This window comes from Candidatus Infernicultor aquiphilus, from assembly GCF_002784285.1.
Classification (GTDB): Bacteria; Atribacterota; Phoenicimicrobiia; order Phoenicimicrobiales; family Phoenicimicrobiaceae; genus Infernicultor; species Infernicultor aquiphilus.
The window spans coordinates 1-11,448 of record NZ_PFKO01000151.1; the positions used below are offsets into that span (position 1 = coordinate 1).

Genomic DNA, 11,448 nt, shown 5'->3' on the forward strand with positions numbered 1-11,448 from the left:
CCTTATCTTCTTCCTTATCTTCTTCCTTATCTTCTTCCTTCGAATGAAATAAAAAATGAATTAATAATATTAACATTCCGCAAACTATTGCTGTATCAGCAAAATTAAAAATTGGCCAGATTCTAAAATCTAAAAAATCTATTACCATTCCTCCCATTCTTAGCCGATCGATAAAATTACCAATGGCACCACCTGATATAAGTACTAAGGGAATAAACAAATATGAATCTTTTGGTACAATTTTTTTATAAATAAAAATTACTAAAAATATTGAAACCAAGACTGCAATTATAAAAAATATGATTTGATATTTAAATAGTCCAAAGGCAGTTCGGGGATTTTCTATGTAGGTAATATGAAATACCCCTTTAATTATAGGTAGAGATTCATTGAGCTTCATTTTTTGTTGAATAAAAAATTTACTTATTTGATCAAATAATAGTACCAATGTTGTCCAACCAATAAATCTTCTCATATTTCCTTTTTATTCCTTAAAATGATTATTTATTACTATAGCACATTTGTGGCAGATGGTAGGATGCTTTATATCCTCCCCCACTGTTTCACTATAACACCAACATCTCTCGCATTTCTTACCCGGGGCTTTAGTTATTAATACTTTAACAGTTGGAATTTCTTCCCCCGGATAGACCTCAGGTGGTGGGTTTTTTTCTCCATAAATTACTTCTACCTTAGAAACAATAAATACAGTTTCTAACAAACTGGTAAAAGAATTTAAATAGTCATAGGTTTCTTTATCTTCAGTATAAATATTTACTTTTGCTTCTAAAGAATTTCCGATAAATCCTTCTTGCCTCTTTATTTCTAAGGCCTTTAACACATCTTTTCTTATCTTTAAAATTTTATCCCACTTTTGCTCTAAATCTTGGTGAACATATTCTTGGTTTATTTTGGGCCAGGAGGCAAGAAAAATACTTGCTTCATCTTTTTTGATTGCTCTTAAGTGTTGCCAGATTTCTTCGGCGGTAAAACTTAATACTGGGGCAATTAATTTAACTAAATCATATAATATCAGAGATAATACTGTTTGAGCTGATCGGCGTTCGGTAGAATTCGAAAAAGAAGTATACAGCCTATCCTTAATAATATCTAAATAAAATGAACTAAGCTCAATGGCACAAAAATTATGAATTTCATGGTAAAGAGAGTGAAATTCAAATTTTTCATAATCTTCATTTACCTTCCTAATTAAACTTTGAAAATTACTTAAGATTAGCCTATCTAATTCGGTAAGTTGGTCATAGGAAATTAGGTCTGTTTCAGGATTAAAGTCATATAAATTTCCAATAATAAATCGCACTGTATTTCTAATCCGTCGATATATTTCTACTAATTGATCTAATATCTTAGAAGAAATCCTAATATCGGTCTTATAGTCAGACGAGGCAACCCATAATCTTAATATATCAGCTCCGTATTTTTTAATAATTTCTTGCGGAGCAATGACATTGCCTAATGATTTAGACATCTTTTTGCCTTCTGCATCTACAATAAAACCATGAGTTAAAACAGTTTTATAAGGAGCCTTTCCAAAAGCAGCCACTGAAGTTAAAAGTGAGGTTTGGAACCATCCTCTATGTTGGTCTGTTCCTTCTAAATATAATTCTGCCGGCCAATGAAGTTCATTTCTCTGGGTTAGGACTGCAGCATGGCTACATCCTGAATCAAACCAGACATCCATTATATCTTTTTCTTTCTCAAAATTCTTCCCCTTGCAATAGGGGCACTGATAATCTTTAGGTAAAATATCTTTAGCGGACATAGCAAACCAAGAATCTGATCCTTTTTCTAAAAATAACTCTTTAATTAAGCTAATTGTTTCATCGTTAACTATGATTTCCCCACATTTTTTACAATAAAAAACTGGAAGAGGTACTCCCCATACTCTTTGCCGAGAAATACACCAGTCAGTTCTACTCTCCACCATCTCATAAATTTTTTCTTTCCCCCAGGTGGGAACCCAATGAACTTTTTCAATTTCCGATAAGGCTAAATCACGAAAAGCATCAATTGAAACAAACCATTGTTCAGTAGCACGAAATACTACTGGTTGCTTACAACGCCAACAGTGGGGATAAGAATGGGTTATTTTACCAACTTTTAATAAACTTCCATTTTCTTGTAGTTCTTTTACTACCGCGGTATTACCTTCTCCGTAAGTTAATCCTTTAAACTTTCCAGCTTCTTCATTGAATCTTCCCTGGCTATCCAGAGTGGTAAATATGGGAATTTTATATTTTATTCCCATATCATAATCTTCTTGTCCATGTCCAGGTGCAGTATGAACACAGCCAGTTCCTTCCTCTAACAAAACATGGGTACCTATTACAATTATGGAGTCTCTTTCAAAAAGAGGATGTTTACACCTTATATTTTCAAATAATTTACCTTTTTCTGTTCCCATAATTTTATAATCAGTAATTCCAATTTCTTTCATTACTCCTCTTATTAAAGCAGAAGCTAAGATAAGATTTCCTTTTTCAGTTTTTACTAAACTATATTCAATATCTGGATTAAGGGCAATAGCCATATTTCCTGGAATTGTCCACGGTGTAGTGGTCCAAATGAGCACATAATTTTTCCCTAATTTGCTTTCGGGAAATATTTTTTCTAAATTATCTTTTACCAAAAATCTTACATAAATAGAAAAGGATTCTTTATTATTATATTCTATCTCTGCTGCTGCCAGAGCTGTCTCGCAATGAGTACACCAATATACCGGTTTTAATCCCTTGTAGATATATCCTTTAGAATACATTTTACCAAATATTTCTATCTGTTTTGCTTCGTAAACAGGATCAAAAGTTAAATAAGGATTATCCCATTCACCCATTACTCCCAATTGTTTAAATTCTTCTCTTTGCACCTTAATATAGTGTTGCGCATATTCTTTGCATTTTTGCCTTAATTCAACTGGATCAATATCACTTAGTGTAACTCCTAAGTTTTTAGTCACCTGATATTCTATAGGTAGTCCATGAGTATCCCAGCCAGGAACATAATGAGCATTGTACCCTTTCATTGATTTATACTTTGGTATTATATCTTTCAATATCTTATTATAAGCAGTTCCTATATGTATATTACCGTTAGCATAAGGAGGTCCATCATGTAAAATATATTTTTTTAGGTTTTTCTTCTTTTCCAATACTTTTTTATATATCTCCTGTTCTTCCCAAAATTTTAATATTTTAGGTTCTTCTTGAGCTAAATTAGCCCTCATTTTAAATTGTGTTTTCGGTAAATTTAAAGTATCTTTATACTCCATTTGAATCTCCCCCCAAGCTTTTCAATTAAATTATAATAAAAACTCCTTGCCGCGTAAAAAGAAATAATTCTGCTTTCTTAATTAATTTTTTTTAATTTATTTAAAAAATCATCCTGATCAATATTATAAATTTTAATAAGTTTATTTCTGCTACTCTTTCCGGACAATATTTCAATATTAGAATTAGCTATATCAAAATACTTAGATAAATATAAGATACATTTTTTATTAGCTTTACCTTCAACTGGCGGTGCAGTAAGGGTAATTTTTAAAGTATCATTATATACTCCGATAATTTTATTTTTAGATGAACCAGGAATAATTCTGATTTTGATGATAATATCATTACCAACAATTTTAAAACAATTATTTATATGGTTGCTCATTTTCCGTTTTTTCGATTTTTATATTTCTGTTCAGGGCTATTTCTTTTATTTTATCTTCGGAAATTAATTTTTCAGTAATTTTATAATCCCCTTGTTCTTCAAACTCTTCACTTTCTAACATTTTCAAATATAAGTTCAACATTGATTTAAATTTTTCTTTAAACATAAATTTATATCTTCGCAGGTTATTAATCTCATTTTTTGATTCATCTTCTTTTTGAGATGCTTTCTGTTTAATTACTTCCGCCTCTATTTCTGCTTTTTTTACCATTACTTTTGCTTCATTTTCTATTCTTCCTTTAATTTCTTCGGCAGATTTCTGCGCATTTAATAAAGCACCTTTCAAACTTTCTTCAATCTCACTAAATTCTTTTAATCTTTCTTTCATTTTTTCAATTTCTTCATTAAGTCTTACATTTTCATTTATTAATTCTTCATAGTCTTTTACTATTTTATCTAAGAAATCATCTACTTCTTCTTCGTTATAACCTCTAAATGATCTGCTAAATTCTTGTTGTTCAATATCCATCGGTGTAATTCTCATCCAATTTTCCCTCCTCATTTTATATTTCTGTTAAGTTTAATTTTATATTTTTTAAAGAACTATGCTAATAAGAATATTAATTATTGATCTCTGGAGTAAATTTATCAAAAAAAAGACAATTATAGGAGAAAGATCTAACCCCATACCTCCTAATGGTAAGATAATTCTAAAAGGTGCTAAAATAGGTTCTGTAATCTTATAAATAAATTGCACTACCAGATTATTGCGCTCTAAAGGTATCCAAGATAAAACTATCCTCGCTAAAATTGCATAGCTATAAAGCCTAAATACTAAATTAATTATTTCAATTAGTAAAAACATAAAATAATATTACTCTCTTTATTTATCAAATCGTAATCGTTATATCATATCATATAATTATATTATATTAAAATCCAAATATTCCTCTACCAATTCTAACTATATTGGCACCTTCTTCAATAGCTATTTCAAAATCATCGGTCATCCCCATAGAAAGATAGTCCATTTTTATATTTTTTATATTTTTATCTCTTATTCTCTCAGATAATTCTCTAAGCCTTCTAAAATATGGGCGAACTTCTTCTTTATTTTTTGATATAGGTGCTATAGTCATTAAACCTCTGACCTTTATTCCGGAAAATTCAGAAATTTCTTTTAAAAAAGCTTCTACTTTTTCTGGATTATATCCATATTTGGTCTCCTCGCCAGATATATTTACTTCAATTAAAACATCTATGGTTTTCTTAAATTGCACTGAACGCTTATCTATTTCCTTAGCTAATTTTATACTATCTACAGAATGAATAAGATCAAATATCTCTACCGCATATTTTACTTTATTAGTTTGTAAATGACCTATTAAATGCCATTTCACTTCTGTAGTTAAAACTTGGTATTTTCCCTTAGCTTCCTGTACTTTATTTTCACCAATTATTTTAACTCCCTCATTTATTGCTTCCTTGATTTGTTCTGAAGTTGCCGTTTTAGTTACTGCGACTAATTTGATTTCCTGAGGATCTCGGTTTACTTTCCATGCTGCTGCTTTAATTTTTTTATTAATTGTCTCTAAATTATCTTTGACTGTTCCCATAAGTTATAACCTTTTTTTATTTGTTTTTTGCTTTCTGATTATCGCTTTTATCGCTTTCGGAATAATTTTTTATTCTTTCTCCATTAATTATATAAACTACTCTTTCTGCTAAATTGGTAGCATGGTCGGCAATTCTTTCAATATTATTAGAAACAAAAATCAAATGAATTGCCCTGCTAATAGTACGAGGATCTTCCATCATAAAAGTTAAGAGTTCACGAAATATTTGTTTATCCAAATCATCAACCGTCTTATCTCTTGCCCATACTTCCTTGGCTAACTCTACATCTCCGTTAAAATAAGCATCTAAGGCATCTTTTAACATATTTTGAGCAATCTTAGCCATACGAGGAATATCTATTAAGGGTTTTACCATAGGTTTGGTAGATAAGTATTGGCTGGCTTTAGCTATATTTACGGCATGATCTGCTACTCTTTCTAAATCAGATACAGTCTTATAACCGCAACCGATCATCCTTAAATTTTTAGCAATAGGGTGGCGCAGGGCAATCATCTGCAAACACTGTTCCTCTATGTCTAATTCCATCTGATCAATCTTATCATCATTCTCGATTACTCTTACTGCCAAACCTATATCCTGCTCAACTAAAGACTTTATGGCTACATTAATTGCTTCTTCTACTAAATTGGACATCTTTACTAAGTTTTCCTTTAAGTCTATAAGTTCGTCATTAAAATATGCCTTCCCCTCTTTTACATTCTCTTTTCTAATCATAATTTTTTATCCTTTGCATTATATTCGTATATCATATATCGTATTGCGTTAATATAATAGCGTATAACGCGTATTGTAAAGGGCGGATTCACCCGCTCCGCTATTATTCGGGCTCGATGAATCGAACCCCAACCTTACACAATAGACAGGCGAGACGCCTGTCCTACTTTTTTTACTATATACTAATTTAACTTTAGATTAATATATCAAAAATAATACAACTTTTCAATGATTTTAACTTTTAGGCAATATTTATAATTTTATAATTATTTTACAGTAATTTTTTTCATCAAACATTTATAAATAAAAAACCATATCATTATCTCTTATTAAAAAATTAATTTATCTTATTAAACAAGATAATCCTATGGTTTTTTAAACCTGACTGATTATTTTCAAAATATTATTTACTTAAAAATTAAACTCTATTTTTCTTTTTAAAAGCAGCACCTCCTAAATAAGCCTCCTGAACCTTCTGGTTACTTTTTAAATCCGAGGCTAATCCACTAATCGATATATTTCCGGTTTCTAATATATATCCTCTATTGGCAATGCTGAGTGCTTTACGGGCATTCTGCTCTACTAATAATATAGATACACCCTGATCATTAATTTCACGAATTATTTGGAAAATTTGTCTTACCAAAAGGGGCGCCAACCCCAAAGAAGGTTCATCTAAAAGTAAAACTCGGGGAGTGTTCATCAAACCTCTTCCCATTGCTAACATTTGTTGCTCCCCTCCAGATAGTGTGCCAGCTAATTGATTACATCGAGATTTAAGAATAGGAAATAAATTAAAAACTCTATCTTTAGCTTCGCTAACCACTTTAATATCCTTTCTTTGAATATAAGCACCTAAATTAAGATTTTCTTCTACGGTAAGAGTGGTAAATACCTTTCTACCTTCAGGTACATGAGAAATACCTTTCCTAACAATTTCAAAAGCTGGAACATTATTAAGTTCTTCTTCTTGTAATTTAATTTTTCCCTTACGGAGAGGTAATAGACCAGAAATAGCTTTCAAAAGAGTACTTTTGCCAGCACCATTTGCTCCTAAAACAGTAACTATCTCACCGGCATTAACTTCTAATGAAATTCCTTTAAGGGCTTCAATTGAGCCATAAAAAATTTGTAGATCTTCAATTTTTAATAGTGATTTCATATAATTATATTTCCTCCTCCTCTTCTTCTTCTTTCCCCAAGTAAGCCTCGATAACCAGAGGATTATGATAAATATCTTCCGGTACTCCTTCTGCGATCTTTTTTCCTTCGTCCATAACTGTAACCCAATCAGAAATTCCCATAACCACATTCATATGATGTTCAATAAGCAAAATAGTTAAATTTTCTTTTAACAAACTTTTAAGAAATTTCATCAGATCTTCTGACTCTTTATCATTTAAGCCACTACTTGGTTCATCCAAAATCAGTAAATCAGGATTAGAAGCTAAAGCTCGAGCTATTTCTAACATCCTTTGATTACCATAAGCAATATTTTTAGCTAATTCATCTCCAAATTTCCACAACCCTACTCGTTGAAGCAGTCTTTTAGCTATTTTTCTAATTTCTGATTCTTCTTTCTTCTGATAGGAAGTTCTAAAAATAGAAGACCAGGTTCCTTCTTTGCTGCGACAATGTTGACCGGCCATTACATTCTCTAAACAAGTCATATTAGAAAAGAGACGTATATTTTGAAAGGTTCGAGCAATTCCTTTGGCTATAATTCTATGAGGTTTTTTCCCAGCAAGATCTTCTCCTTTAAAAATGACTTTTCCACCATCACCTTGATATAGGCCAGTTATTACATTAAAAACAGTAGTCTTTCCTGCTCCATTAGGACCTATTAGACTACTAATTTCTCCTCGATTTACCTTAAGGTCAAAATTGTTAACTGCGATTAGGCCACCAAATTTTTTAGTTAATTTTTGAGTTTCTAACGCTATTTTTTGAACAATTTTAATTCTTTCTTCCCCTGGTTTAGATTCCACTAATTTTTCTGTATTTAAACTACTATCTTTAAACATTATCTTCTCCTGCTTTGGTTAGAAGTGATTTGAATTCTACACTACCTCTTTTTCTGGGCCAAATACCTCCCGGTCTAAATACCATCATAATTACCATTGCTGCTCCAAATATTAACATCCGGTATCGGGCAAAAGCGCGAAATATTTCTGGGAAAAGACTTACTGCAGCTGAACCTATTATTATACCGGGTATAGAGCCCATTCCTCCAATAAGCACGATACAGAAGAGCATGCAAGATTCTATAAAACTAAAACTCTCTGGAGATACTATCATTAATTTGCTGGCATATATATTACCAGCTATCCCAGCTAAACCTGCACCTAAAACAAAAGCTAATAACTTATAGTATCTAACATCAATCCCAGTCGATTCAGCAGCGATTTCATCTTCACGAATACAATTCCAGGCTCTACCTATTCGGGAACGCTGCAAATTTATAAGAGCAAGAATGGTCAATCCTACTACTATCCAAATTACAAAGTAAGATTCAATAGAGGAATCAATTACCAAAGGACCTCCAAAAGAGAGAAAATCTATTCCAAAAACTCCATTCGGTCCCCCAGTAATGCCAAAGGGATTATTAATAAGGGTTAATCTAACAATTTCTCCCATACCAATAGTAACAATACAAAGATAATCTCCTCGCAAATGAATGATGGGAGAACAGACTAACCAGGCAAAACCAGCTGCTGCCAGGGCACTAACTGGCATTAAAAAAATTATAGGAATACCGAAATGGGTGTTAAGAATTGCGGTAGTATAAGCACCGATTGCCATAAAACCCATATGTCCTAAATCAAATAAGCCCACTTCACCTAAAACGATATTCAAACTAAGACCCAGAAGAGCATAAATTCCAAAGAAAAAGAAGACATCAATCCAATAATTATTCATCCTGAAAGGGGACACGGATAATATTATTATCACTATAAAAATAGGCCAATTCTTTAAAATAATATTTTTATTTGGTTTCATTTATTTTATCCCTTTATACCTTTTCTGCGACTTTTTCACCCAGAAGACCTCGGGGTCGAAAGATTAATACTAATATCAATATTAAAAAAACAAAGACATCTTTATAGGCTGTAGAAATATAAGCAGATCCTAACATTTCAAAGATTCCTAAAAGCAGCCCTCCTACCATTGCCCCTGGAATATTGCCAATACCCCCTAAAATAGTTGCCGTAAAAGCCTTTAATCCATAGTTCCAACCCATGGTAAAACTAATTTGACGATAATACATCCCCACCATTACCCCAGCAGTTCCACCTAAAGCAGGACCTAAAGCAAAAACAAAAAATATTATAGTATTTATATTTATCCCCATTAAGGCAGCAGTATCTCTATCTAAAGCTGATGCTCTAATCGCTGCTCCAAAAGTAGTCTTTTGAACGATATAATACAGGATAGCTAATAATATAAAAGAGAAAATTAAAATAACTATTTGAAGAAGGGTAATATGAATACCCCCTATTTCAAACCTCAATGTAGGTACAACATTTACCGGATAGGCTTGATAACGGGGACCCCAAAGTACCATAATAATATTTTCTAAGAAAATTGAAACACCTAAAGCAGAGACTACTGCCGGAAGCCTGCCTGCTGGATAAATCGGTCGATAGGCTATTCTTTCCACTATTATACCAGCTGTGCCTATGCCGATTGCGGCTATTAACATAGCCGCAATCATACCCCCTGCTAAACCTACATGAGAAGTTACATAGGCATTTCCCCATACGAGGAGGGTAAATCCAAGGTAGGATCCTAAGGTAAATAAATCTCCATGAGCAAAATTAATCAATTTCATTACTCCATATACCATAGAATACCCTAAGGCAATGAGAGCATAAAATGATCCTATAGTTAACCCATTCAACATTTGCTCTAAAAAAATTCTCATCTTTAACTCCTTACCTTTTTATTTATTATAAATATCAAAAGCTCCTGCCTCGTTTACTACATACATCAAATATGGTACACCCTCTCTATCTCCCTTTTCGGTAAAACCGATTGATCCAGTAACACCTGGAACAGCATTAACTTCATTTCTAAGGTATTCAGCTAAAACATCAGAATCAGTAGAACCGGTTTTCTCAATAACATAAGCAATAATATTTAAAGCATCAGCGGCGTATACCGGCCAAGGGCTGGAAGGAATTTCTCCATATTTAGCCTTATAAGCATCTAAAAATATCTTAGACTCTGGATAAGGAAGTTCTGCCGGCATGGGTTCTTGAGTCATAAAACATCCTTTGGCCTTTTCTAGACCAGCAATTTTTACAAATTCATCATTAATGGCTGCATTGCCTCCCACAAAAGGACAGGTAATACCTATATCTCGCGCTTGAGATACTACTAAGGCAGCTTCAGGATAATAACCAGTAAAGTAGAGTACATCTGGATTGGTCTCACGCATTTTAGTTAGAGGAACAGAAAAATCTTTCTCGCCTGGAGTGATAGCATCATAATAAACTATCTCTACTTCTCCAGCATCAACTTTTGGTTGTAATGCCTTCTTGGTTTCCTCAGCCACTCCCTTGGCATAAGTAGTATTATCATGCATAATAGCTATTTTTTTTGCTCCGAAAACGCGGGGAACATAGTCAGCAAAGAAAATTCCTTGGGCACTATCAATACCACAGGTTCGGAAAAAGTATTTTAATCCTCTTTCAGTTAAACGGACAGCAGTAGAGCCATAAGCGATATTAATTTTTTTAAATTTTTCATAAAGATTGGAAGCAGGTTCACATACAGATGAACCATAAGTTGAAATAGAAGCTACTACATCTTTCTGAGAAATTAACTTCATCGCTGCTAAGGCTCCTGCCTTGGGTTCACAAGCATCATCAGCAACTCTAATTTCAATCATTCTTCCACCCAGAATACCACCTTTTTCATTAATTAACTGAGCGGCTATTTCACAAGATTGTTTAGCCATTTCTCCTTCATAAGCCCAAGCCCCAGTTATAGGTCCTTGAAGGCCAATAACTATCGGTGGTTTATCGGCTGCCATTATTCCTAAAGATACAACACTAAGAAACAAAACCAATACACTAATACTTAATAAGATCTTTGTTCTTTTCACTTTTTAATTCTCCTTTATTTATTTTAAAAATTTTAAAACAAATTACGCTCAAACCTTAATTTGCTAGCTAAACTACTTCTTATCTAATAATTTTTAGAAATTGCCCACCTCCTTCTTTTTCCTTAGAATAACCCCTCACTAAATTATGATTCTTTGGTTATAATTATGTTGTAGGGGCTCGATTCATCGAGCCCGCAATCAGACTGTGTTACAATTACATCTTTTACCTAACCTAAAAGAGTAAAAAATATTGAATAAAAATCAAATAAAACTCTTATTTTACAAGACATTCAGCTATTTTTATGCTATAA

The 11,448-nt window shown here is 32.5% G+C and carries 12 protein-coding genes; all 12 read right to left on the reverse strand.

The window, feature by feature from the left end; genetic code table 11:
- A partial coding sequence (gene lspA, locus COZ07_RS04155) for a signal peptidase II (RefSeq protein ID WP_406607325.1) occupies nucleotides 1-475 on the reverse strand: 475 nt, incomplete at its 3' end.
- 9 nt (nucleotides 476-484) lie between these two features.
- A complete protein-coding gene (gene ileS, locus COZ07_RS04160) occupies nucleotides 485-3,289 on the reverse strand; it encodes an isoleucine--tRNA ligase (RefSeq protein ID WP_406607326.1) in 2,805 nt (934 codons plus the stop codon).
- Nucleotides 3,290-3,366: 77 nt separating this feature from the next.
- Nucleotides 3,367-3,675 carry a DUF167 domain-containing protein gene (locus COZ07_RS04165; protein WP_406607327.1) on the reverse strand — a complete coding sequence of 103 codons (309 nt, stop codon included), beginning with the start codon at nucleotides 3,673-3,675 and terminating at the stop codon, nucleotides 3,367-3,369.
- Nucleotides 3,656-4,219, reverse strand: a complete 564-nt coding sequence (locus COZ07_RS04170) for a DivIVA domain-containing protein (RefSeq protein ID WP_406607328.1) — start codon at nucleotides 4,217-4,219, stop codon at nucleotides 3,656-3,658. Before COZ07_RS04170 ends, COZ07_RS04165 begins: the two co-directional genes overlap by 20 nt.
- Nucleotides 4,220-4,270: 51 nt before the next feature.
- Complete coding sequence (locus tag COZ07_RS04175; RefSeq protein ID WP_406607329.1) at nucleotides 4,271-4,540, reverse strand: YggT family protein; 270 nt, start codon at nucleotides 4,538-4,540, stop codon at nucleotides 4,271-4,273.
- A gap of 67 nt (nucleotides 4,541-4,607) precedes the next feature.
- Entirely contained in the window at nucleotides 4,608-5,291 is a 684-nt protein-coding gene (locus COZ07_RS04180) for a YggS family pyridoxal phosphate enzyme (RefSeq protein WP_406607330.1), read from the reverse strand.
- Between the two features lie 16 nt (nucleotides 5,292-5,307).
- Complete coding sequence (gene phoU, locus COZ07_RS04185) at nucleotides 5,308-6,027, reverse strand: phosphate uptake regulator PhoU (RefSeq protein ID WP_406607331.1); 720 nt, start codon at nucleotides 6,025-6,027, stop codon at nucleotides 5,308-5,310.
- Nucleotides 6,028-6,445: 418 nt separating this feature from the next.
- A complete protein-coding gene (locus COZ07_RS04190) occupies nucleotides 6,446-7,189 on the reverse strand; it encodes an ABC transporter ATP-binding protein (RefSeq protein ID WP_406607332.1) in 744 nt (247 codons plus the stop codon).
- A 4-nt stretch (nucleotides 7,190-7,193) separates the two neighbouring features.
- Complete coding sequence (locus COZ07_RS04195) at nucleotides 7,194-8,051, reverse strand: ABC transporter ATP-binding protein (protein ID WP_406607333.1); 858 nt, start codon at nucleotides 8,049-8,051, stop codon at nucleotides 7,194-7,196.
- Complete coding sequence (locus COZ07_RS04200) at nucleotides 8,044-9,027, reverse strand: branched-chain amino acid ABC transporter permease (protein ID WP_406607334.1); 984 nt, start codon at nucleotides 9,025-9,027, stop codon at nucleotides 8,044-8,046. Before COZ07_RS04200 ends, COZ07_RS04195 begins: the two co-directional genes overlap by 8 nt.
- A gap of 13 nt (nucleotides 9,028-9,040) precedes the next feature.
- Nucleotides 9,041-9,952: a branched-chain amino acid ABC transporter permease gene (locus COZ07_RS04205; RefSeq protein WP_406607335.1), complete on the reverse strand. Its 912-nt coding sequence runs from the start codon at nucleotides 9,950-9,952 to the stop codon at nucleotides 9,041-9,043.
- Nucleotides 9,953-9,970: 18 nt separating this feature from the next.
- A complete protein-coding gene (locus COZ07_RS04210) occupies nucleotides 9,971-11,137 on the reverse strand; it encodes a branched-chain amino acid ABC transporter substrate-binding protein (RefSeq protein ID WP_406607336.1) in 1,167 nt (388 codons plus the stop codon).
- Between the last annotated feature and the right edge of the window lie 311 nt (nucleotides 11,138-11,448).

Excerpts from the sequence above, each read along its gene's own strand:
- ileS (WP_406607326.1), bottom strand. The coding sequence starts at position 3,289 with ATGGAGTATAAAGATACTTTAAATTTACCGAAAACACAATTTAAAATG.
- COZ07_RS04165 (WP_406607327.1), bottom strand. The coding sequence starts at position 3,675 with ATGAGCAACCATATAAATAATTGTTTTAAAATTGTTGGTAATGATATT.
- COZ07_RS04170 (WP_406607328.1), bottom strand. The coding sequence starts at position 4,219 with ATGAGAATTACACCGATGGATATTGAACAACAAGAATTTAGCAGATCA.
- COZ07_RS04175 (WP_406607329.1), bottom strand. The coding sequence starts at position 4,540 with ATGTTTTTACTAATTGAAATAATTAATTTAGTATTTAGGCTTTATAGC.
- COZ07_RS04180 (WP_406607330.1), bottom strand. The coding sequence starts at position 5,291 with ATGGGAACAGTCAAAGATAATTTAGAGACAATTAATAAAAAAATTAAA.
- phoU (WP_406607331.1), bottom strand. The coding sequence starts at position 6,027 with ATGATTAGAAAAGAGAATGTAAAAGAGGGGAAGGCATATTTTAATGAC.
- COZ07_RS04190 (WP_406607332.1), bottom strand. The coding sequence starts at position 7,189 with ATGAAATCACTATTAAAAATTGAAGATCTACAAATTTTTTATGGCTCA.
- COZ07_RS04195 (WP_406607333.1), bottom strand. The coding sequence starts at position 8,051 with ATGTTTAAAGATAGTAGTTTAAATACAGAAAAATTAGTGGAATCTAAA.
- COZ07_RS04200 (WP_406607334.1), bottom strand. The coding sequence starts at position 9,027 with ATGAAACCAAATAAAAATATTATTTTAAAGAATTGGCCTATTTTTATA.
- COZ07_RS04205 (WP_406607335.1), bottom strand. The coding sequence starts at position 9,952 with ATGAGAATTTTTTTAGAGCAAATGTTGAATGGGTTAACTATAGGATCA.